Source organism: Achromobacter sp. 10T422 (assembly GCF_056394065.1).
In genome coordinates, this window is sequence record NZ_JBFTHD010000010.1 from 47,735 (window position 1) to 70,331 (window position 22,597).

Annotated in this window: 23 protein-coding genes; 14 read left to right on the top strand and 9 right to left on the bottom strand. The window is 60.9% G+C overall.

The features are described 5' to 3' along the window. Positions 1-226 precede the first annotated feature (226 nt). Positions 227-1,786 (top strand): sensor domain-containing diguanylate cyclase, encoded by a 1,560-nt coding sequence (locus AC1DB0_RS25395; protein ID WP_476758212.1) that lies wholly within the window; start codon positions 227-229, stop codon positions 1,784-1,786. A 298-nt stretch (positions 1,787-2,084) separates the two neighbouring features. Next, entirely contained in the window at positions 2,085-3,515 is a 1,431-nt protein-coding gene (locus AC1DB0_RS25400) for an MltF family protein (protein ID WP_476758213.1), read from the top strand. 70 nt (positions 3,516-3,585) lie between these two features. Here the strand turns inward: AC1DB0_RS25400 and AC1DB0_RS25405 are convergent, their stop codons facing one another. Then, positions 3,586-4,479 carry a LysR family transcriptional regulator gene (locus AC1DB0_RS25405; protein ID WP_054428012.1) on the bottom strand — a complete coding sequence of 298 codons (894 nt, stop codon included), beginning with the start codon at positions 4,477-4,479 and terminating at the stop codon, positions 3,586-3,588. 143 nt (positions 4,480-4,622) lie between these two features. Between AC1DB0_RS25405 and AC1DB0_RS25410 the strand changes: the two genes are divergently transcribed. From AC1DB0_RS25410 to AC1DB0_RS25460, 11 genes are all read left to right on the top strand, one after another. After that, positions 4,623-5,558 carry a 3-hydroxyacyl-CoA dehydrogenase family protein gene (locus tag AC1DB0_RS25410; RefSeq protein ID WP_476758214.1) on the top strand — a complete coding sequence of 312 codons (936 nt, stop codon included), beginning with the start codon at positions 4,623-4,625 and terminating at the stop codon, positions 5,556-5,558. 124 nt (positions 5,559-5,682) lie between these two features. Then, positions 5,683-6,273: a TRAP transporter small permease gene (locus AC1DB0_RS25415; RefSeq protein ID WP_054428010.1), complete on the top strand. Its 591-nt coding sequence runs from the start codon at positions 5,683-5,685 to the stop codon at positions 6,271-6,273. After that, a complete protein-coding gene (locus tag AC1DB0_RS25420; RefSeq protein ID WP_346551964.1) occupies positions 6,270-7,541 on the top strand; it encodes a TRAP transporter large permease in 1,272 nt (423 codons plus the stop codon). The genes AC1DB0_RS25415 and AC1DB0_RS25420 overlap by 4 nt, the downstream gene beginning before the upstream one ends. Before the next feature lie 73 nt (positions 7,542-7,614). After that, a complete protein-coding gene (locus AC1DB0_RS25425; protein WP_476758216.1) occupies positions 7,615-8,607 on the top strand; it encodes a TRAP transporter substrate-binding protein in 993 nt (330 codons plus the stop codon). A 38-nt stretch (positions 8,608-8,645) separates the two neighbouring features. After that, the gene (locus tag AC1DB0_RS25430; RefSeq protein WP_476758217.1) at positions 8,646-9,479 is read left to right on the top strand and encodes an NAD-dependent epimerase/dehydratase family protein; all 834 of its coding nucleotides are present in this window, start codon (positions 8,646-8,648) and stop codon (positions 9,477-9,479) included. A 57-nt stretch (positions 9,480-9,536) separates the two neighbouring features. Beyond that, entirely contained in the window at positions 9,537-10,451 is a 915-nt protein-coding gene (locus tag AC1DB0_RS25435; RefSeq protein WP_054428006.1) for an SMP-30/gluconolactonase/LRE family protein, read from the top strand. A 193-nt stretch (positions 10,452-10,644) separates the two neighbouring features. Further along, positions 10,645-11,166 (top strand): lipid-binding SYLF domain-containing protein, encoded by a 522-nt coding sequence (locus tag AC1DB0_RS25440; protein ID WP_454668776.1) that lies wholly within the window; start codon positions 10,645-10,647, stop codon positions 11,164-11,166. A 114-nt stretch (positions 11,167-11,280) separates the two neighbouring features. Next, positions 11,281-11,913, top strand: a complete 633-nt coding sequence (locus AC1DB0_RS25445) for a paraquat-inducible protein A (protein WP_476758218.1) — start codon at positions 11,281-11,283, stop codon at positions 11,911-11,913. A 68-nt stretch (positions 11,914-11,981) separates the two neighbouring features. Continuing rightward, the gene (locus AC1DB0_RS25450) at positions 11,982-12,545 is read left to right on the top strand and encodes a paraquat-inducible protein A (protein WP_476758276.1); all 564 of its coding nucleotides are present in this window, start codon (positions 11,982-11,984) and stop codon (positions 12,543-12,545) included. Further along, entirely contained in the window at positions 12,542-14,206 is a 1,665-nt protein-coding gene (locus AC1DB0_RS25455; RefSeq protein WP_054428002.1) for a PqiB family protein, read from the top strand. Before AC1DB0_RS25450 ends, AC1DB0_RS25455 begins: the two co-directional genes overlap by 4 nt. Then, the gene (locus AC1DB0_RS25460) at positions 14,203-14,811 is read left to right on the top strand and encodes a PqiC family protein (protein WP_476758219.1); all 609 of its coding nucleotides are present in this window, start codon (positions 14,203-14,205) and stop codon (positions 14,809-14,811) included. Before AC1DB0_RS25455 ends, AC1DB0_RS25460 begins: the two co-directional genes overlap by 4 nt. A 63-nt stretch (positions 14,812-14,874) precedes the next feature. On the opposite strand, the gene AC1DB0_RS25465 is transcribed toward AC1DB0_RS25460, so the two are convergent. Then, complete coding sequence (locus AC1DB0_RS25465) at positions 14,875-15,240, bottom strand: VOC family protein (protein ID WP_054428000.1); 366 nt, start codon at positions 15,238-15,240, stop codon at positions 14,875-14,877. Between the two features lie 81 nt (positions 15,241-15,321). After that, positions 15,322-15,804, bottom strand: coding sequence for a DUF2165 family protein (locus tag AC1DB0_RS25470; protein ID WP_476758220.1), 483 nt, complete (start codon positions 15,802-15,804; stop codon positions 15,322-15,324). A 191-nt stretch (positions 15,805-15,995) separates the two neighbouring features. Between AC1DB0_RS25470 and AC1DB0_RS25475 the strand changes: the two genes are divergently transcribed. After that, a complete protein-coding gene (locus tag AC1DB0_RS25475; protein ID WP_476758221.1) occupies positions 15,996-17,207 on the top strand; it encodes a diguanylate phosphodiesterase in 1,212 nt (403 codons plus the stop codon). A gap of 101 nt (positions 17,208-17,308) precedes the next feature. On the opposite strand, the gene AC1DB0_RS25480 is transcribed toward AC1DB0_RS25475, so the two are convergent. The 6 genes from AC1DB0_RS25480 to AC1DB0_RS25505 form a co-directional block, all read right to left on the bottom strand. Further along, a complete protein-coding gene (locus tag AC1DB0_RS25480; RefSeq protein ID WP_476758222.1) occupies positions 17,309-19,306 on the bottom strand; it encodes an acid phosphatase in 1,998 nt (665 codons plus the stop codon). A gap of 114 nt (positions 19,307-19,420) precedes the next feature. Next, positions 19,421-20,110: a peptide-methionine (S)-S-oxide reductase MsrA gene (msrA, locus tag AC1DB0_RS25485; RefSeq protein WP_476758223.1), complete on the bottom strand. Its 690-nt coding sequence runs from the start codon at positions 20,108-20,110 to the stop codon at positions 19,421-19,423. A 32-nt stretch (positions 20,111-20,142) separates the two neighbouring features. Beyond that, positions 20,143-20,643: a peptide-methionine (R)-S-oxide reductase MsrB gene (gene msrB, locus AC1DB0_RS25490; protein WP_476758224.1), complete on the bottom strand. Its 501-nt coding sequence runs from the start codon at positions 20,641-20,643 to the stop codon at positions 20,143-20,145. 95 nt (positions 20,644-20,738) lie between these two features. Then, positions 20,739-21,080 (bottom strand): pentapeptide MXKDX repeat protein, encoded by a 342-nt coding sequence (locus tag AC1DB0_RS25495; protein ID WP_476758771.1) that lies wholly within the window; start codon positions 21,078-21,080, stop codon positions 20,739-20,741. Positions 21,081-21,121: 41 nt separating this feature from the next. Beyond that, positions 21,122-21,913, bottom strand: coding sequence for a molybdopterin-binding protein (locus AC1DB0_RS25500; protein ID WP_054427995.1), 792 nt, complete (start codon positions 21,911-21,913; stop codon positions 21,122-21,124). A 10-nt stretch (positions 21,914-21,923) separates the two neighbouring features. Next, positions 21,924-22,556 carry a cytochrome b/b6 domain-containing protein gene (locus tag AC1DB0_RS25505; protein WP_175168537.1) on the bottom strand — a complete coding sequence of 211 codons (633 nt, stop codon included), beginning with the start codon at positions 22,554-22,556 and terminating at the stop codon, positions 21,924-21,926. Positions 22,557-22,597 lie beyond the last annotated feature (41 nt).

The window sequence follows — 22,597 nt, forward strand, 5'->3', positions numbered from 1 at the left end:
CACCTTCCAAAACGATGCTGTTCCCGTGCGGATCGTGACAAAATGTCAGGCACGTGCAACCCGGCGGTACCGGTGAATGCCGTATTGATCAGGCCCTGAAATGCCCGTTACCGGTGATCCGTATGTAACCCCACCCCCTGGCGATCGCGCGGACGGCGCGCAATGTGAACCTGACGGCTCGCTAGCCCGGTTGGCGCGCTTGGCCCGGCGGCTGTTTAGTGTGGACATGGCCATCCTTGCGTGCACCGATGCAGATGCTGCATGGCAGGCGGTGGACGGCACGCCGCCCGCGGACTCCCAACCCTGGTCCATCGAATGCCCGGTGCGCGCCGCCGATGGGCGCCTGCTTGGCGGTTTGCGACTGCTGCACGGGCAAGCGCGCGACGTTACGGATGAAGACAGCCTGGCCTTGAAAGACCTGGCTGGCTTGGCGGCCACGGCGATCGAACAGCGCCATGCGCTGTCGGGCGAGCGCGAGGGCGAAGACCCCTGGCGCGAAGAGGCCCGAAAGTTGTCGCTGGCCATCGCGGGCAGTGGCACGGGCGTCTGGGATCGCAATGTGGTGACCGGTGAAATCACCTATTCGCCCGGCTGGAAGGCCTTGCTTGGCTATTCTGAATCGGAGCTGACGACGCGCATCGAAGACGCCTACACCCGCCTGCACCCTGACGACCTGGACTACGTGCGCGCCGTCATGCAGGACCATTTCGACGGCAAGACCGACAGCTACGAAGTTGAGCACCGCATCCGTTGCAAAGACGGCAGCTACAAGTGGATTTGCAGCCGCGGCAAGGTGATCAGCCGGGACAACGCGGGCAAGGCGCTGCGGATGATGGGCACCACCACCGACATCAGCGCGGTGCGCGCCATGTCGGAGCGGCTTAAACAGACGGCCGACCTTGTCGTCAACCTCACCGACGCCGTACCCGGCCTGGTCTTCCAGTGCCGGCCGGTGCCCGAGGGCGGCTCGTTGTTTTCGTATGTCAGCGCTGGCATCTGGGACATGTTCGAACTCACCGCCGACGATGTGCGCGCCAGCACCATCGCGATCGAACAGCGCATCCACCCCGAAGACCTGGCCGCCTATCGCTCGTCGCTGCAGAAGGCAGCCGCTGCGCTGACGCCCTGGCACATGGAGTTTCGCGTTTGCCTGCCGGAGCAGGGCGTGCGGTGGCGGCAGGGCGACGCCAGCCCGCGGCGGGACGCCGACAGTGGCGTGGTGTGGCACGGGTTCGTCACGGATATCACCGACCGCAAGCGCGCTGAACTCGAACTGCGCGAGCTCGCCGCCACGGACGCGCTGACAACCTTGCCCAACCGGCGCCATTTCATGTCGCGCATCGCCGCAGAACTCACGCGTATCAAGGGCCACGGCGGCCTGGGGTCGGCGGTGCTGATGTGCGACCTGGACCACTTCAAGCACATCAACGACACCTGGGGCCACGCCATCGGCGATGGGGTGCTCCAGCATTTTGCGAATATGCTGCGCGCCCAGTTGCGCGACACCGATCTGGTGGGGCGCATCGGCGGCGAGGAGTTCGCCGTCGTGCTGCCCGATACCGACATCGAACACGCACACCTGTTCGCCCGAAACGTACAGCGCCAGATCGCCGATACGCCGTACTCATCGGGTGGGCGGCACATACCGCTGACGGTCAGCATCGGCATTTCCGCGCTGCATACGAAGGACGAGGATGCAGAGCTGGCGCTCAGCCGCAGTGACCGCGCGCTGTATTACGCCAAGCAACGGGGACGCAATCGGATTGAATCGGTGTCTTATCGATAGCACGACCCGGCGGGGCCTGGTTTTGGGGCAAGGGCGGCTTTTCGAAGACCGGACAACGTTGCTCCCACGCATTCATGGTGAAAGCCCTAAGCCGCGCCCACCGTGACGGCGTGCGCCGGCAGGATGCTTCAGCGAGGTCGCCACAATAAATGTGAATCGCGGAGTCAGACTGCAATATCATTTTGAAATTGCAGTCTGACACGCTATGCGGCGGGCAATTCCAAATTGCAGTCTGACACGTTATTCCTGGGGTTTGCTTGACGAGATAGCTTCATCGTTCCCACGCTTCGGAGGCGCCATGTCGTTCCGTCTAATTGCGCTGGCGCTGTCCGCATGTTTGCCCCTCGTATCCGCAGGCGTGTCCCACGCGGCCGATCCGCCATCCAAGACCGATCCCCTGACGCTGGCCTATAACATCAAGCCTTGGACGGGCGACCTGGACGGGATGATTCAGCGCCGGCAGATCCGCGTGCTGGTGCCCTACAACAGAACCCTTTATTTTCTGGACCAGGGCGGCACCCAGCGCGGCATCATTGCTGAAATGATGACGGCGTTCGATAACGACTTGAACCGGCAACTGAAGAACAAGAACGTCCGGGTTCACGTCGTCTTTCTGCCCACGTCCCGAGAACGTCTGATCCCGGATTTGCTGGCAGGAAAAGGCGACATCATCGCCGCCAATCTAACGGTGACTGAAGAACGTCAGAAGCAAGTKGACTTCAGTACGCCCCTGGCAAAGGGCGTGCCCGAAATCATCGTCGCTGCGCCCGGTGCGCCGGCGTTGACATCGCTGGACGACCTTGCCGGGCAGGAACTCTTCATTAACCCCGCCAGCAGCTATTACGGCAGCGTCAAAAAGCTGAACACGGATTTGGAAGCCAGGGGCTTGAAGCCCGCCATCGTCCGCGATGCGCCTGGCGTGTTCGAAACCGACGACATTCTGGAAATGGTCAGTGCTGACTTGGTGAAGTACACCGTGTCCGACCGCTATCTGGCGAATTTCTGGAAGCAGATCTTTCCGCAGATACGGGTGTATGAAAACCTGGAAGTGGCTACGGGCAATGACATCGCCTTCGCCTTCCGGAAGGGTTCGCCCAAGCTGGCCGCCACGCTGAATCCCTTCATGGAGAAGAACCGCGTTGGCACGTCTTTCGGCAACCAGCAACTGACCAAGTACTTGAAGTCCGTTCAGTGGGTGGAGGGCGCGACGGACCCGAAGGAAATCGATAAATTCCACCGGTTGGCAGAGTTCTTCCGCAAGTACAGCGATCAGTACAGCATTGACTGGCTGTTGATGATGGCGCAAGGCTATCAAGAGTCGCGGCTGGATCAACAGGCCAAGAGTTCGGTGGGCGCGGTGGGTGTCATGCAGATCATGCCCGCCACGGGCAAAGACCTGGACGTGGGAGACATCCGCCGCGAAGAAGAAAACATTCACGGCGGCGTGAAATACATCCGTTTCATGATTGACCAGTACTACGCCAAAGAGCCCATGACGGAACTGAACAAGGGCTTGTTCGCGTTTGCTGCCTATAACGCCGGACCCGGACGGATCAGTCAGCTGCGCAAGGAAGCTGCCGAAAAAGGACTGGACCCGAACGTGTGGTTCGACAACGTGGAACGCGTCGCCGCCCAGCGCATCGGCCGGGAAACCGTTCAGTATGTCAGCAACATCTACAAGTACTACATCGCCTATTCGCTCGTGCGGGCGCAGGGCGCTGCGAATTAAGGAGTCTGACTGCACTCCGCGACAGCACGACAACATGTCGCCCTTGAAACGCGATATTCAATTTGGCGAATCAGTCCGCGCTTGCCGCTTCCCGCAACGCGCCTATGAGCAACTCGGCCGGTCTGGACAGCGAGCGGCCCGCCCGCCGCAAGATGCCGATGTATCGATACAGCGGAGGATCTTCGATCGCAATGCGCCGCAGGCGCGTGGTGTCGTCTCCTCGCACCACCAGCTCTGAAAGGATGGCCACCCCGAGCCCCTGCGCCGCCATCGCCGTGATGGTCGAGTTATAGACGGCCTCGTATGCCGCGGGCAGCGAAATCTTGTTCTTGTCGGCCGCGGCCTCAATGTGCATGCGGATGCTGCTTTCCCTTACCGGCAGAATAAGCGGCGGGCCGGCCAGGTCCTTGAATTTCACAGAGTTCCGCTTCGTCCACGGGTAATCCGGCGCCACAAAGGCGCAGAAGCGGTCGGTCATCAACTTCTCCCAGACCAGCTCCGGATCGCGTTTAACCGGGCTGCCAACACCAAAATCGACCTCTCCGTTTCGGATCATGTAGGTCAGGCGAGCGGCCACGGTGTCTCGGATACGGACGGTAATGCGGGGATAGTCGCGATTCAGCCGATGAATCGCACGGGGCAGCAGGCCTGCAGCCACCGACGGCAGGGCCGCCACCGTCACGGTGCCACGATCGGGATCGGTTGCCTCTCGGGCATGGGTGACCAGGTCTTCAATTTCAGCGACTAAGCGTTCGATTCGCGGGAACAGTTCCTGGCCATGCGGCGTCAGCGTCACGCTTCTGCGATTGCGGTCGAACAGTTCCGTGCGCAAGTGCTTTTCAAGCTGCTGGATCTGGATGGTCAGCGCCGACTGGGAGATGTGCAGTTCGTAGGCGGCCCGGGTGAAGTTTCCCAGGCGGGCGATCGCGAGGAAGGCGCGCAACTGCTTGAGATCACCCAGCATTACCGGTCTMCGTGTTGGTACGCCAACTGACGAACTATTGATATTTTTGAAAACTCTATTCGTTTCTTTGAATTTTACCAATCGCTACCGCCTCTGTAAATTGTGGTGCAGCAGTTGACCAGGCACCTAACCAGGAACAAGCGATGAGCAGCATCAAAAAAGTGGTGGTGGTGGGCGGAGGAACCATGGGTTGCGCGGTGGCCGCCATGTTCAATGTGGCGGGGTGGCGCGTTCATGTTGTCGAGTCGGATGCGGCGGCGCGGCTTGCCTTGCCCGGAAAAGTGGAAGCTGCCGCGCAGGCGCTTGGCACCGATGGGCGTCAATCACCGCCATCCATTCATAGTGCGCTGATCCATGTGGACTGGGCCGATGTCGATATCGTCATTGAATGCGTATTCGAGGATCTCGCACTCAAGCAGGCAGTCTTTGCCGAACTCGAAACGCTGTGCCCAGCCCCGATTCCATTGACCAGCAATTCATCAAGCTTTCCCATCAGCCAGATCGCGAAAGGCCTGGCGACCCAGAGCCGGATGCTCGGGCTGCACTTTTTCATGCCCGCCCATCTTGTGCCGGCAGTGGAGGTGGTTTGCAGCGAGGCGTCCGATGCGTCGACCGCCGATGACGTCAGCGCCATCATGCTGGCGGTCGGCAAAAAGCCGATCCGCGTCAAGCGCGATATCCCGGGTTTTCTGGCCAACCGCATTCAGCATGCGCTGATGCGCGAGGCAATCGCTCTCGTCGAAGAGGGCTTCGCCTCGGCGCAAGACGTAGACGCTGCCGTGCGCTATGGGTTCGGCTTTCGGTACATCGCGGCCGGCCCGCTGCTGCAAAAAGATCTGGCGGGTATCGACATCCATTGCGCGGCGGCGACGACGATGTATCCGTACTTGCGCACCGACCAGGAGCCCAGCGCCTACATGCGCAAACTGGTCGCCAACGGCGACATCGGCGTGAAATCGCCTTCGTTGCGCGGCTTCTACCAATGGACGCCCGAGCAAGTGGCGGTCGAACAGCGACGTTACGAAACGGCACTGCTGAAAGCCGCGCGAATTCTGGCGGATGAAGAGGTGGCCCACTGACACCCCATACCCAGCAAGCGCGGCATTTATAAATGACGCCAACAATAAAAATCTGCAATGCAGTTCCCTGCCAAAAAAAAAGGGGAGAGGTGATGAGACAAGACAAGCAACACGGGGAGGCACGATGAACGAACACTCTGCATCCCACAGCACGTTCCGGGCGGTGCAACGAACCATGGAGTCCATCAACAACGCCGCAGAAAAAGTCGCCGGGCTTTTTCTCTTCGGCATGATCGTTGCCGTTTCCATTTCTGTTTTAGCCCGGCTGCTTTACACCTACACCGGCATCTCGGTGTCCACGCCATGGGCCGAAGAGCTTGCGCGCTTCCTGATGGTCGGAAGCGTCTTCATTGGCGGCGCGGTGGCCGCCTACCACCTGCGCCTGATCGGGGTCGACGTCTTCGCCAGCCTGGTCCCCGAGCGGCTTGCCCGCTGGCTGCGGTTTGTGTCCCATCTGCTGACCCTGGCGCTGGCGGTGCTGCTGGTATGGAAATCCACACGGCTGATTGAACTGGGCATGAAGCAATGGTCGCCCGCGATGGAAATGCCCATGGCCTATGTCTATGCATGTATGGCGATCGGCTGCCTGCTCATGTGTGCGAACACGCTGACCAATGCGGCCAAAGAGCTGCTGAATGTGGAATCGCCACAACGTGAATCAGCGGAAATGGAAGAGGCCATGGAAATCAAGAACAGTGTCGAGGGGGCAATATGATTCTCGTGCTTGGCTTGTCGTTTTTTCTGATCATGCTGATCGGCGCGCCGATCATGACCGCGCTGGGGCTGTCTGCGGCGATGGCATTGCAATCGGGTGACCGGTCGCTACTGATGGTGGTGCAGATGGCCTTCCAGGCGCTGGATTCATTCAGCCTGATGGCCGTGCCATTCTTCATTCTTGCGGGCCATCTCATGCAGTCGGGCGGCGTCGCGCGAAGGCTGGTTCAGTTGGCCAATGCGTTCGTCGGCTGGATTCGAGGCGGCTTGGGCGCCGTCGCCGTGCTCACGTCCTTGCTGTTTGCCACCGTGTCCGGGTCGTCGTCCGCAACCACTGCGGCAATTGGCTCGGTGCTGATCCCCGAAATGGAGAAAAAGGGCTATCCACGAGCCTTCGCCGCGTCGATTGCGGCGTCGTCCGGGGAACTGGGGGCCATCATCCCGCCGTCCATTCCCATGGTGGTCTATGCACTGACGGCTAATGTGTCGGTCGGTGCGCTGTTCATCGCGGGCATTCTTCCGGGGCTCTTGATTGCCTTGTCGCTGATCCTGACGGTTTGCGTGATCGCCAGCATCAAAGGCTTTGACGCCGTGCGTGTGATGAGCCTGAAGGACTGGACAACTGGCGTGCTGACGGCCTTGCGGGACGCGATGTTGGCACTGATGATGCCCGTCATCATTCTCGGCGGCATCTATGGCGGCTTGTTCACGCCTACCGAAGCCTCTTGCGTTGCGGTGCTGTACGGCCTGGCGCTGGGGATGTTCGTCTACAAGGAAATCACCCTCAAGAATTTGCCCATCATCTTCGGCCGGGCCGCGGTGATGTCCGCGATCATCTTGCTGATCGTCGCTTTTGCCGCGGTGTTTGCCTACCTGCTGACCATTAACCAGGTGCCGCAGCGCGTTGCCGCCATGCTGGGTTCGATGACCACCAACCCCATCGTTTTCCTGCTGCTGGTGAACGTCATGTTGTTCGTCGTCGGCATGTTCATCGAAGCGCTGGCGGCAATCCTGATCATTGTGCCGATCCTGGCGCCCATCAGCGTGGCCTTCGGCATCGACCCGATCCATTTCGGCATGATCGTGATCACCAACCTGGCAGTTGGAATGGTGACGCCGCCAGTGGGCGTGAATCTGTTCGTGGTGTGCGAGGTTGCCCAGCTGAAGATGCATCAGTTGGCCCGCTACCTGGTCCTCTTCCTGGCGGTGTTGGTCGTGGACATCATGATCATTTCGTACGTGCCCATCCTCAGTACCGCGTTTCTGTAGGCAGCCGCACCGGGCCGCCGCCCGGTGCGAATTAAAAAAAATCATAAATCTGGAAGTCACCCAGGAGACAAAAATGAGCATGCTCAAGAAGATCATTGGTACGGGAGCCCTCAGCCTGTTGCTGCTGTCGGCGCCCACTCATGCATTGAACATGGATGTGGGGCACACACTGACCACGGACAGCCCGTTCCATGTCGGCACCCAGAAATTTGCCGATATCCTCAAAGAGAAATCGAACGGCAAGATCAACGTCACGGTGTTCCCGCACTCACAGTTGGGCGGGGAACTCACGATGATTCAAGGCGCCGTGGCCGGCGCGACGGACCTGTTCGTTACCGGGCAACCGGCCCTGAACAATGTGGTGAAAGAGTTCCTGGTTTTTGACACGCCGTTTCTGTTCGACAACGTCCAGCAAGCCAATGAGATCCTGGCCGGACCCGTTGGCGACAAGTTCATGGCCATCCTTCCCAAGTATGGCCTTGTCGGCCTGGGCTGGTTTTCCGCCATTGAACGCAACGTCTTTGGCAACCGTGCCATCAATTCCGCTGGCGACTTGAAAGGCATGAAAATCCGCGTCATCCAGTCGCCGGGATACGTCGAAAGCTACAAGACCCTGGGCGCACAGGCCACCCCGATGGCGTATTCCGAGCTGTACCTGGCGCTGCAGCAGAAGGTGATCGACGGCGGCGAGACCACGCCGGATCAATTCGTGTCGGACAAGTTCATCGAGGTGTCCAAGTACTTCAACATGACGCACATCAATATCCATCCGGCGCTGCTGGTCATGTCGAAGACGCGTTGGGATTCCCTTTCCGAGAACGACCGGAAAATCGTGAAGGAGTCTGCCGATGAAGCCATGGCCTATGCCCGCGACTATTACAAGAAGGTCTACGACGACGGGATGAAGACCATGGCGGCAAAGGGCGTCACGGTGGTTCATCCGAGCGACATTGACTCCCTGGTGCAGGCAACCCGGCCCGTCGTGAAAAAGCTGGTCGGCGATGCGCCGGGCGGCCAGGCGCTCTATGACGCCGTGATCGAAGCCAAAGCCAACACCAAAAAATGATCCACGACTCCGCCCCGCCGGAAAAAACAGGAAAGCCGATGACTCATTTCAACCAACCTGAAAACCTGCGGGTGCTGATCACGGGCGCGGCAGGGAACATAGGCAAATGCCTGCGCGCACATCTGCGCGGCCGCTATGCCTTGCTGCGCCTGGCCGATATTGCCGAACAGGAGCCCGCGCAAGCAGGCGAGGAAATCTGCACGATCGATGTGCGCGACATGGATTCGGTTGCGCGTTGCATGGAAGGCATCGATTGCGTCGTCCACCTGGCCGGGATTCCCGGCGTGGACACGTGGGACAAGATTCTGCCGATGAACATCGACGGCTGCTACAACGTGTTCGAGGCGGCTCGCCGCCAACACGTGCCGCGCGTCATTTTCGCCAGTTCGAACCATGCCGTGGGTTACCACCGCAGGGAAAAATTTCTGGACAACAGTGTGGAACCCCGGCCGGACTCGCTGTACGGCGTCTCGAAAGTGTTTGGCGAGGCCCTGGGCAGGATGTATGCCGACAAGTACGGCATGTCGGTTGCCTGCCTGCGCATCGGCACATTCCGCACGCCCGACCGCCCAAGCGAAGCACGCCAGCTCCTGACCTGGCTCAGCCACCGGGACATGGCGCAGTTGGCGCGCCGCTGCATCGAGCACGAGTCCTATCACTTCGTTGTGGTCTATGGCGCGTCGAACAACCTGCGCAACCGGTGGGACAACTCCAACGTCAAATTCCTGGGGTACGAGCCGCAAGACGACTCCGAAGTTTTCGCCGCGGAAATACTCGCCCAGAACGTACCCGAGGACCCCATCGCCGCCCAGTTCCATGGCGGCTTCTATTGCCCCCTGGAGTTCGTTGGCACGACCGACCGCATTTCTTGAGCGGCCCGCGTAGAAATCGTTGCCGTCCACCAGCCATAAACCAGTTGCCGGGAAACCATGTACGCCGCACCGCCTGCCATTCAAGCCGAAGTCTTTGCCCGCCTGCCCGACGCCTTCCGCAAGCCGGAAGGCACGTCCGAGTGGCATCGCTACCAGCCGGGTAACCAGCCGCCTCATTCCCTGCTGGAGGGGCCGTCTTTTGACGCACAAGGGCGTCTGTATTGCGTGGATGTGCCTTGGGGCCGCGTGTTCCGGGTGGACACGCAGGGCGGGTTCGAATTGATCGCCGAATACGACGGCGAACCCAATGGCCTGAAGATCCACCGGGACGGGCGCATCTTCATTGCGGACTATGCGCGCGGCATCATGCAGCTTGATCCCGAAACGGGCAAGGCAACGCCCGTGCTTGAACGGGTGCACCTTGAGCGTCTGAAGGCCGTGAACGACCTGGTGTTCGCGTCTAACGGCGATCTGTATTTCACCGATCAAGGCCTGACCGGCTGGCACGACCAGACCGGCCGGGTATTCCGGCGTCGGGCCGACGGCCGTGTTGATTGCCTGTTGGACAATATCCCCAGCCCCAACGGTCTGGTGCTGGACCCCAGCGAATCGGTGCTCTATGTGGCGGTAACGCGGGCAAACGCCATCTGGCGCGTCCCGCTCACTCGCGAGGGGCAGGTGACCAAAGTCGGAACCTTCATCCAGATGTCCGGCGGAGGCGGGCCGGACGGCCTGGCCATCGATGAAGACGGCAATCTGGCCGTGGCGCATGTGGGGCTGGGCGCGGTCTGGTTGTTCAGCAACCGGGGCGAGCCCATGTTGCGCATCAATTCGCCGCTCGGGGCATTGACGACCAATGTTGCCTTCGGCGGCCCGGACCGCAAAACGCTTTACATCACCGAGTCCGAGTCAGGGTCCATCCTGCGAGCCCCGATGCCCACCGCGGGCCGGGTCATGTATTCGGGTGTTTGAAGCCCCTGGTTGGCATCAAATGGCAAGCTTGCCCTGAGACGTACGTATAGAGTACGTCGCGCTACGGCCAGCCACGCACACACATCGTTGGCGGAGCGCGCGTACAACCAAATCAGGGTTTTCCAAGTTCATGGCAAGTCATAAAAAGCTGAAATCTTTTCGACGCCCGTTTGCGCGTTGCCTGCGGTCGGCCTTGCTAGCGTTCGCCGCCTTGCTGCTGCCATCAGGCGTGGCCTTCGCCGATTCTGCACTCGCGATTCGCAATGAATCCGCCAATGCGCTGAAGCACCTTTACGCGGTCGAACCCAGCACGAAAGAACTGGGCGACAAAGCGGTGGCCGTCTTGGTTTTTCCCAAGATCTATAAAGCGGGCTTCGTGGTGGGCGGCGAGCATGGGCAAGGCGCCTTGTTCAAGGGCAAGGAGCCTATCGGTTACTACGAAATCTCTGCGGTGTCCTTGGGGCTTCAAGCCGGCGCCCAGACCTTTGGCTATGCGCTTTTCTTCATGAACCAGAAGTCGCTGAACTATCTGGAGAAGAGTGACGGCTGGGCGTTGGGCAGTGGCCCCAGCCTGGTGGCTTGGGATAAATCCATTGCTTCCACCTTGTCGACGACAACCTTGTCTCAGGAAGTGTTTGCCGTGCCCTTCGGCGCCCAAGGGTTGATGGCGGGTATGGGGCTTGAGGGCTCGAAGATTACCCATATCCGCCCCTAAGGCCCGGCGTCTGCGTCAGACGGCTTTCATGGGCAGGCCTGCGCAAGGCAATCGCAGCAGCCGCCGCCGCCGCCGCAGCAGCAGCAGCCGGCGCAGCGTTATGCCGCCAACGATATGAACATTTACCCACACCTGGTGGCCTGCGAGCATTGCGACAGCGTGTACCGGCGTTGCACGCTGGCGGCAGGCGAGGTCGCGCGTTGCCGTCGATGCGACGCCGTGCTTGAGCGCGCCAACCCGCTGGATGCAGACCGATGGCTGGCATTGACCATGACGACGGCTGTCGTATTTCTGATCGCAAACGTTTGCCCCATCGTCCGCATCAGCCTGAATGGCACGCACCGGCAGGCGACGTTGTGGGAATTCGCTTGGGCCTTGGCCCAGGGAAGCGTGGCGCCCCTTGCCATCGTTGCAGGCCTAGTGATGATCTTGGTGCCGCTTGCCCAGATCGCCTTGCTGACATGGGTGCTGAGCTATGCGCGGGTTGGCCGTCGCGCACCGGGCTTTTCCCGGGCGTTGAGGGCGCTGGCGATCTTGCGTCCCTGGAGCATGGTCGAGGTGGCCATTTTTGGGATTCTGGTGGCGATCATCAAGCTGGTGAGTCTTGTGGACGTGACGCTTGGCGCAGGCGTCTGGGCGACTGCCGCCCTGATGGTATTGCTGACGGTGATTGCTCACCGAGACCTGTCTGCGCTGTGGGATCAGACCGAAGATGAATCGGCATTGCGACGTGGCGGCGCGGCGTGAGCAGGACGCCATTCGCAAGCGATTTGTCGGTAGTGGGCTGCCACACATGCGGGCTGGTTTGCGAACGCGTGGACACGCCCGGGCGAGACGTTCAATGCCCTCGCTGCGGCGCAACGCTGCATCAACGGCGTCCCAACGGGTTTGCTCGCGCGTGGGCGCTGCTTGTGGCCGCCATCATCTGCTACATCCCCGCCAATGTGCTGCCGGTCATGCATTCCAGTCTGCTGGGCAGGGGCAGCAGCAGCACCATCATGGAGGGGGCCGTGGAGTTCTGGACATCGGGCTCCTATGGCATCGCGTTCGTTATTTTCATTGCGAGCGTGGCGGTGCCTTGCGCGAAATTCCTGATTCTTGGGCTGTTGCTCGTCACCTCACAGCGGCGTAGCCGATGGGCGACACGTGAGCGCGCCAAGTTGTACCGCTTGGTGGAGTTTGTGGGGTACTGGTCCATGTTGGATGTGCTGGTGGTGGGGGTGGTGGCTGCCTTGGTGCAATTCCAAGGCCTTACCGATATATCGCCGCGTGTCGGCATCCTTTTCTTCGGCATGGTCGTGATTTTCACCATGCTCGCAGCCATGTCGTTCGACCCCAGGCATATCTGGGATGGTGAAATCAATGGTGGTGCTGAATGATTGAATCTTCCAAGGATCTTCACGGGCTGGATGCGCCCACGGTGATCCCCCGCAGAACGTGGCGGATCTCGCTTGTCTGGCTGGTCCCCCTGATCGCCGCGTTGGTCGGCCTTTCCATGCTGGTGCAAACCTGGGTCACTGAAGGCCCGGTCATCACGATTACGTTTCGTACTGCCGCCGGTTTGGAAGAGGGCAAGACCCTTGTGAAATACAAGGACGTGAATGTGGGCACGGTGACGGCAATCAGCCTTAGCGAAGACGGTTCCCGTGTGGTGGCAACGGTGGCGCTGGACAAGGATGCGGCCAGCCTGGCGCGCGAAGGCTCGCGGTTCTGGGTGGTGCGCCCGCGCATCGGCATTGATGGGGTTTCCGGCGTGGATACGTTGCTGTCGGGGGCATACATCGGCGTGGATCGCGGGCAATCGGCGGAGCCTGCAAAAGAGTTCACTGGCCTGGAAAGTCCGCCCACTGTGATAGGCGACACGCCTGGCCGATCGTTCATTCTGCATACCGAAGATCTCGGCTCGCTGGATGTGGGGTCTCCTGTCTATTACCGACGCATTCAGGTCGGCCGCGTGGCGTCCTATCAGTTGGGCGACGATGGCAAGGCCGTCGCCCTGCGGCTCTTCATCAATGCGCCTTATGACCGCTTTGTCACCACGGCGACGCGCTTCTGGAACGCCAGCGGCGTGGATGTTTCGCTTGGCGCAGACGGGTTCAAGCTGCAAACCCAGTCTATTGCCACCATCCTGGCCGGGGGCGTGTCTTTCGGCACGGCCTTGGGGCTGACCGGTGAACCTGCCCAGGCGGATGCCACGTACGAACTGGCCAAGGATCAGCAGGCGGCGCTGGCGCCGCCTGACGGGCCATCGCAAACCGCTTATCTGGTCTTCGAGCAATCGCTGCGGGGGCTGGCCATTGGGGCACCCGTGCAGTTCGATGGCATGGACCTGGGCAAGGTCATCTCGATCAAGCCGGATTACGATCCCGACAGGCGGCGCTTCCAATCCAAAGTCGGCATCGTGGTGTATCCGCAGCGGCTCAATGAAATCATGGAAAAAATGCCGCCGTCCGACGGGACCGAGGAAGACAGGCTGGTACGCCTGCTGCAAGAAATGGTGGCCCACGGCTTGCGGGCGCAGGCCAGGACGGGAAACTTGCTGACCGGCCAGCTTTATATCGCCTTGGACTTCATACCCAACACGCCAAAGGTGGTATTCGATTCGCAACGGCGTCCGATCACGCTGCCCACGGTCAGTGGCACGTTCGATCAATTGCAAGAGCGCGTCGCCAACATCGTGGGCAAGATTGACAAAATGCCCCTGGACAGCATCGCGCGCAATCTTGATGCGTCGTTTGCCAACCTGAACAAAGCGCTGCTGCAAGTGAACGGCCTGGTTCTGCCACAGGCCACGCAGACCTTGCGCCAAGCGCAACAAACCATTGGAGCCGCCCACGGCATGCTGGCCGAGGACGCGACGTTGCGACAAAGCCTGGGACAAACCCTTCAGGAAATTCAGCGCGCCGCTCGTTCAGTGCGGACATTGACCGACCTGTTGAGCCGAAACCCCGAGGCGCTGGTGCGAGGCCGCCCCAAGAACGCCACGTTCGAGGCGTCCAGCACGCCTCCCGCAAGCACGATGGAGACGCTTCCGCGATGACCCGGTCTATTCGATTCAGCCTGTTTATTCTGACCCTGGGCCTGGCGGCTTGCACCACTTCTGCGCCGGTACGCTATTACACCTTGCTAAGCGCACAGGACGATGTCCGGCGCGAGGCGGCGCCCGCGCGCTTCCTGGTCGACGTGCTGCCTGTGACGGTGCCGGAATATCTGAACCAACCCCAACTCGTCGTCAGACAAGACGACAGCGGCATGCTCGCCGTCCTGGATGACGAACGCTGGCTGGGGCCGCTGGACGAAGAGATACGCAATGCGCTGTCTGCGCAGCTGGCCGATGGCCTGGGCACCCAGGACGTCGCCGGCTTGTCGTGGCCAAGCGATGCGCAGGTGATCAAAGTGAAACTTCAGGTCCGCCGCTTTGATGCATGGCCAGGAAAGCGCGTGCAGCTTGATGCGGGCTGGACCTTGCGGGATGCGCGTGACGCGGGCGGCGCCACGCTGGTTTGCCAAGGACGTTTTGAGCAACCTGCTGCCGCCGGTTATCCCGCGTTAGTGCAGGCGCAGCAGCGCTTGATTGCTGCGTTGGCCCATCAGATCGGCCAGGACGCGAAGGCGTGGATGGCTTCGCGGCAGTCGAAATGTTGACACTGGCCGCAACGCTCAACGACACGTCAACGTCTTTAACATCGACCTCTGCGCCTTCCTGATTCACTCTGGCTGATGGCACACGGCTTCCACGTTGTGGCCGTCCGGCCCGAGGACGAACGCGGCGTAGTAGTGGGGGTGGTAGTGCGGGCGCAAGCCTGGGGGGCCGTTGTCCTTTCCGCCCGCGGCGATAGCGGCTTGGTAGAACGCGTCGACGTCGGCTCGGGCGTGGGCGGCAATGGCGATATGCAAGGGCGGCGTCACGGCGGATGTGGCGTACAGCCACATTGATGGCTTGCCTTGCCGGCCCAAGCCGACGCTGTTGGGGCCTTCCATGGCCAGGCCCACGCCCAGCGGGGCCAGCGCCTGAAGAAAGAACTTGCGGCTTTCATCCATATCGCTCACGCCGAAACCAAGGTGATCAAACATGACGCCTCTCCGTTGGGGACGGCGGGCTTGCCGTCCATAAACCTAGATCGCCATTATTTCGCGTTTTCAGGCACGGGCGCTTCACTGAATCAGATTCAAGCTCAGGAACGCAATTCCGGTCCAGAGCAGCAGGGCGACATGGGTCAGTTGCAGCGTGTCTTGGCGAATCCAGTATCCAAACCACAAGCCGGCAAGATGCATGGCGAAGAGGCAGGCAGACATGGCGGCGAGCGCGCCATTCAGCCAAGGCCGTGCGGAGTCTAGGTCCCCCTGAATCAACAACAGGTAGCAACCCGCCCAGGCCAGTGCGGCGCCTATGGTTTGGATCAACAGCAACACACTAAGCGCCGCCCGATGCGCGTATGGCGCGGAAACGGCGCGGCTTAGCAAGGGAGTGGGAATGCGGGGCGGCTCTTTCAACGGCAGCATGGCCATCGTTGCGCCGACGGCTGCGGCGGACCCTAGAAAATCGCGACTATTGTTCAGTGCGGCAAGCGTGAGCCACAGCGCCAAGCCGACAGCCTGAACGGCCAGGAACAACCAAATGGCGGTAAACGGAATCAACAGGGCGCCTCTATTAAACAAGATCTGGCTTGCATAATATGAGCGCGGCTTTTTTCATGCGGTAAAGCCCCCGTGCGGGCTGGGGGCATTTGGCTCCCGATGCGACGGCAAGGTCGTGCAAGAGCGGGCTTATCCGGCCGTGATAGGCTTTTGGCATAAAACCGTCTCAATCGATGTAAGGGAGGACGCCCATGCTCTCAACCTTGATCTATCGCAGCCGCGTCGCGACGCCGCTTCAAGCGAATGACCTCAGCCGGTTAATGCAGAACGCTCAAGAACGGAACGCCGCGGCTTCGATTACGGGAATTTTGCTTTTCGATGGCGTGCATTTCGTGCAACTGCTGGAAGGCCCTCACGATGCCGTCGACGCACTGTTTGAAGTCATAAAACGCGATCCCAGGCACATCAACGTGGTCCATCTTTTGCGAGACGATGCACCAGATCGTCGATTCGATGGCGATGCGATGGCGTTGATCGACTTGCGAGACGCTTCGGAGGAACCCCGGAAGGCGATTCCTGCCAAGATGAAAGTCAGGGCGCATCTTGCCAGTAGTGACGACCGGGTGATCAAGATCCTCTTGATGTACGTGAACGCCCGCGGGATTGCGCACATCGTCGAAGGCGATCCCGCATCAGAATGGACCTTCGCGCCAGTCGCTTACCCCAGTCATCGCGATGGTGAGGAACCGGCGCACGGAAACCACTATCAATTTGCGCTTCAGCCGATTGTCGATCCGATGCGGCGCAACATCACCTCATTCGAATTTCTTATCCGCGGCCCGTCCGGCGGATCGCCTGAGCAGCTTTTTTCATCGCTTCCCACTGAGCTGCTTTATCAGACCGACCTTGAGTCCAAAGCACGCGCCTTTCAACTGGCGCATCGGCTCGGTCAGCAACACATCAAGATTTCGGTCAACCTGTTCCCGATGTCGTTGATTGCCATCCCCAATGCCGTGGACCTGCTGGTTGATCAAATATTGGCGAGCGGCCTATCGCCCAGCCAGGTGTTCGTAGAGGTGACCGAGCAGGAGGCCATTTCGTGCTTAGGCTCGTTCAGAGGCGCCATCAAGCAATTGCGCATTGCGGGCATCGGCGTGGCGATAGATGATTTCGGCGCGGGATACGCGGGGCTGTCGCTTCTGGCGGAGTTTCAGCCGGACAAGCTCAAGATCGACCGCAAGATCATCCAAGACATCCATACCGATGGGCCACGGCAAGCCATCGTGCTTGCCATCATCCAGGCATGCAAGGCAATGGGCATTACGCCGGTAGCGGAAGGCGTTGAGTCAGTGGAGGAGTGGTGCTGGCTGCAAGCCGCTGGCGTAGAGCGGTTTCAGGGGTATCTGTTCGCCAAGCCCGCGTTAAATCGCGTACCCGATATCTGGTGGCCGGAGCGCCGGTGACGGCCTCTGGCCCCTTCACTGAATGAGAACGGCGAAAAAATAGGCGGGGGAACCCCCGCCTATTTCTGACCCTATTCACTCAAGACAGGGAACGCGCCGACTCAGCTCGCAGCGTCCAGACGAACTTGCACGCTGTCTGCGTTGTAGATCGCCGTTGCCTTGAAACCCTTGACGGTGACGCCAGCAAATTGACCGTGCACCTTGCGCGCGCTCAACACCGTGATGGTCGAGCCCGCTGCGGGCGAGTAGCCCGGACGGAACTCGACGTTCAACTGGCCTGCCAGCGCGGCATCCGAACTCACGGCAAGTTGGCCGGCCTCATCATCGCCAATCGAGGCTTGCAGCGTGCCTGCGGACGTCTGGGTATAGCTCCCCTGGACCTGTACGGCCTCTTTTGCGTTCAGTGCCAGCACGCCTGCGCTGATGTACACCGCACCCGCACCCAACGCTTTGACCGAATCCGCCCGCAGCGTACCGGCCGCGACTACCGTGCCGCCTGTGTAGGCGTTCGCGCCAGCGATGGCCAACGTGCCGGTGCCGCTCTTGGTGAGCTTCCCCGCGCCAGAGATGTCGTTGCGCCACACGTCCAACGCGTTAAAGCCGCCAAGGCTGGCGTTCATCGTGACATCCACGTCGCCATTGAACGCGCCATAGCCGTCTGCGGCCGCAAACAGGTTCATGCGGCCAAAGCCCTCTGCATCGTCAAGAATGGGATAGCCAGAAGGCAATGCCGTGGTTTTCAGAACCACACGGCGTTGGTCATTGTTGAGGTACGGCAGACGGGTCTCCAACAAGACTTCTGCACCCTTGGGCACGACAGCTGGTTTGCCCGTGTCGCCGATCTGCGTGAAGCTGAACGTCAGGCGGCGGCGATACTCGGCCTTGTTGGCGTCATGATCGGCAAACCGGTCGCGGGTGATGTCCTGCGAATGCGCAAACGCCAGAAACTGTTCGGGCGTACTGGCGCCCACAGCGGCCATAAGCGTCTGGCGGGCCTGCGCGTAAGCGACCGAGCGAGTCCCTTCGCTGGCGGCAAAAATATTGCCTAGCGCGGAGGCTTGGCCAAGTATGCGACCGCTCATGACATCCAGCGGCGAGTGCATGCCGGCAATGATTCGGCTCTCACCCAACTCAACACCACGCGCGACGAGTTCCTGAAAGCGCTCCGGTACCAGGTAGGCCATGGCAATCGCGTTGCGCACCGATTCGGCGGTGTGGCCGCTGGGGTAGCCGCCATCCGTGGGCGCGGTCAGGCTTTTGGCGGGTTCCAGCTCCGGCACGACTTGCACGCTGCTGCTCCAGCGCCAGGGGCGTGCATATTTGTAGAACCGCTTGCCCGGCTCCGTCGAGGCGTTGTCGCCCATGCTTTGCACGAACGCGATGGCATCACCGAAAGCGGGGTTCGCCGCACCCGCCACGCCCGTGTTGTTGCCGGTGTCGTCATACTTCACCGTGGTGGCGTCGGGCGCGACGTCATTGATGCTGGTCGTCTGCTGGGCCGCCGTGCGCCACGCCGCTGTCAACGGTCCCAAGCCATCCGTGACGCTGTAATTCTTGCCGCGGCGGTCATCCAGATACGCAGCCTTGGCCTGCTCGGGTGTGCGGCTGGCAGTCGTGCGAACAACAAAGTTGATGTTCTCATCATGCACGGCTTTATTCTTTACGCGTCCGTCAGTGGCGTCACCGGGAATGCCAGTCCAGTCAGATGCGATGATGCCCGGGAAGCCGTCCGCGCCGACGGCGTTTACGCCCGCATCAACCAAGCGCGTGCGGGGTTCCCAAATATCCAGAAAGCCGCCCAGCACTCGAACGCCTGCGTTCGAGTCCAAGGTCGCGTAGCGCGGATCGCCGCGTTGATTGGTATTGGCAAAGTCGACAAACGCAGGCGTATCGACGACGGGTGCGGTGTCAACGCGGCCCAGACCCGCGGGAGGAGAAGGAATGACATACGCGACTTCTCCGCCGCTGCTGCCAGAATCGGCGTCGTTGTCTCCGTCGTCGTCACCGCCGCAAGCGGACAGTGCGAGGAGAACGGCCAACGACGTGACGCGCAACGAGTAAATGGGGAAAGTCCGACGCAAGGATCGCGCTTGGTACATGAATATTTGCCATGTGGGTTAAAGAACGCAGCATGGTAAGGACCCATTGTTTAGTCGCGATGACATGTCCTTAAAGTCGAAAAGGGACGTCCCCGTGGCGTTGATTCCCCGTTCTCAGTTCACCAGCACCGGCTTATCCCGCCACTTGTCGGGAAACGTTTTCGCCAGGTTCTCTACCTTGGGAATGTCGTTCACCACGATGTACATGCTGTTGGGATGGCGCACCAGATAGTCCTGGTGATAGCCCTCGGCCGGGTAGAACGCTTGCAGCGGTTCCACCGTGGTGGCTAGCGACTTGGGGTACACACCGGTTTTGTTCAACTGCGCGATATACGCTTCGGCCACTTTGCGCTGGTCGTCGTTGGCGGGGAACACCGTTGAGCGGTATTGCGTGCCGCTGTCGGGGCCTTGGCGGTTCAGCTGGGTGGGGTCATGCGCCACGGAAAAATAGATTTGCAGCAGTTGACCGTAGCTGATCTGCTTGGGGTCGTAGGTGATTTCGACGGCTTCGGCGTGGCCGCTGCGGCCGCTGCTGACGGTGTCGTAGTTGGCGGTGTTTGCTTTGCCGCCTGCGTAGCCGGACACGGCGCCGGATACGCCCTTGACGTGTTGGAACACGGCTTGCACGCCCCAGAAGCACCCGCCTGCGATCACGGCTTTTTGCTGGGCGGTGGCGTCATTCGCTTGATCGACCGCGGGCGGCGGGATGATGAAGGCGGACTCGGCGGCTTGCGTGGCGGCTGCGCCCAGCAGGCCGGTGGCGGCGGCCAGGCTGGCGCAGAGGTTGCGGATGGTGAATGTCATGATGAGTCGGTCCTGAAAATAGGCGTTTAGGATCAGGCTTGCGGGGCGAACGTCATGGCCACGCCGTTCATGCAGTAGCGCAGGCCGGTCGGGCGGGGGCCGTCGTCGAAGACGTGGCCCAAGTGGCCGCCGCAGTTGGCGCAGTGGACGGCGGTGCGGACCATGCCAAAGCTGCTGTCGCGGGTTTCACCCACGGCGGCGGCCAGCGGTTGCCAGAAGCTGGGCCATCCGGTGCCGCTATCGAATTTGGTGTTGGATGCAAACAGGTGCTGCTCGCAACCCGCGCACGAGAACGTGCCTGTGCGGTGTTCGTCGTTCAGCGGGCTGGTGTAGGGGCGTTCGGTGCCTTCGCGGCGCAGCACATCGAATTGCGCGGGCGTCAGGCGGGTGCGCCATTCGGCGTCGGTCAGCGTGTAGGGAAACGAGGCGGCCGCTTTGGGCGGCGCGCTGCGTGCGGCAAGCAAGGGGGCCATGCCGGCGGCCAGGGCCGCAACGCCGCCCAGGCTCAGGAAATGTCTGCGATTCAATGTCATGGCGGGCTCCGTAAAACGTGGCGGGGGCGGGCGGCGGGGCGGGCGAATGCTGTCGCCCCGCGTGCCGGCGATTGTTCGGGCTGAAAAGCGCAGCCTTACTTCTTCATGTCGTCCTTGCCMATGCCGTCCTTCGACATGGAATCCTTCTTCATCCCGTCGTGCGACATGCCATCCTTGGACATGCCGCTCTTGGACATTCCATCTTTCGACATCCCATCTTTCGACATACCGTCCTTGGCCATGCCGTCCTTCGCCATGCCATCCTTGGCCATCCCGTCCTTCGTCATTCCCCCCTTGGACATGCCGTCTTTCGACATGCTGTCCTTGGACATGGAATCCTTGGCCATATTGTCTTTGCCCATGGTGTCGGCGGCATGAGCGGCCACGGCGCCAAAGGCCAGGCACAGGGAAAAAGCGGCAGTGGTAAGAGTCTTCATGATGCGTTCCTTTGAGGGAGAGGGACTATTGGAATTTCCACCTAGCTTCCGCCGAACCAGTTGTAGCCCTGGTCCTCCCAGTAACCGCCTGGGTAGGTGTTGGTGACAAAGATCGCCTGTATGTGCTTGGGATTTTTGTAGCCAAGCTTGGTAGGCATGCGCAGCTTCATGGGGAAGCCGTACTCGGGGGGCAAGGTCTTGCCGTCATAGGTCAGCGCCAGGATCGTCTGCGGGTGCAGCGCGGTCGGCATGTCGATGCTGGTGTAGTAGTCGTCAGCGCACTTGAAGCCCACGTACTTGGCGGTCAGGTCGGCGCCCACGCGTTTCAGGAACGTGGAGAAGGGCACGCCGCCCCATTTGCCGATGGCGCTCCAGCCTTCAACGCAGATGTGGCGGGTGACCTGGTCGATCTGGGCCATGGCGCGCAGTTCCTCCAGGCGCCATTGGCGCTTGTCGGCAACCATGCCGGTCACTTCCAGCCTGAACGATTCCTCGTCGACGTGGCGAACCTCGTCGATGCCGTAATAGGCGTTGAACGGAAACGGCCGCGTGATCATGGATTCGGGATACGTCGGTGCAAGCTTGTTGGGGTCGAACAGCCAGCCCTGCACGCGGTCGTTAAAGCGCGACACGGTGGACAGCGCTTTTTCGACGTTTTCGTCATCCGACAGCGAACACCCGGACAGCATCGCCAGCCCGCCCAAGGTCAGGCTGTTGCGCAGGAAGGTGCGGCGCGAGGGTTGTTCAACCCGCTTGGCCAACAGGTTCTTGGCTTCTTTCAGGATGGCGCTGCCATCCAGGCCCAACAGCGACAAACGTCTTTTCTGGCTCACGTCAGGCTCCTTATTTGCCGCGGATCATTGCGATCAGGCTGCGCGGCACCAGCGCCACCATCACCAGGTGCACGGCCACGAAAGCCACCAGCAGCGCCATCGCAAAGAAGTGGATGCGGCGTGCAAATTCATAGCCGCCCAAGAGCTCGCGCAGCAGGTCGAATTGCACCGACTTCCACAGCACCAGGCCGGACAGCACCAGCACCACGATGTCGACGATGACAAACAGGTAGGCCAGTTTCTGCACCTGGTTGTAGTGGCGCAGGTCGTTGTGCGAGAGCTTGCCGTGCAGCGCCGCGCCCAGGTCGGCGGCGACGCCACGGGGGCTGACGGGGAAGAACTTGCGGAACAGCCGGCCGGTGCCTACGTTCAAGGCCAGGTACAGCAGGCCGTTGGCGAACAGCAGCCACATGCCGGCAAAGTGCCATTGCAGCGCGCCGCCCAGCCAGCCGCCTAGCGTGATGTCTTTGGGAAACACGAAGTTGAAGAAGGGGGCGGCGTTATAAATACGCCAGCCGCTCATCACCATGATCACGACGGCCAGCGCGTTGATCCAATGCATCACCCGCAACCAGCCGGGGTGAATGACGCCGGCGGCGCGCGGGGCGGCCGGGGTATCGGGGGTTGCGGGGCTTGCCATCATGGCGGGTCTCCGGGGGGCGTTTGCTTGTTGGAGCCATTCTT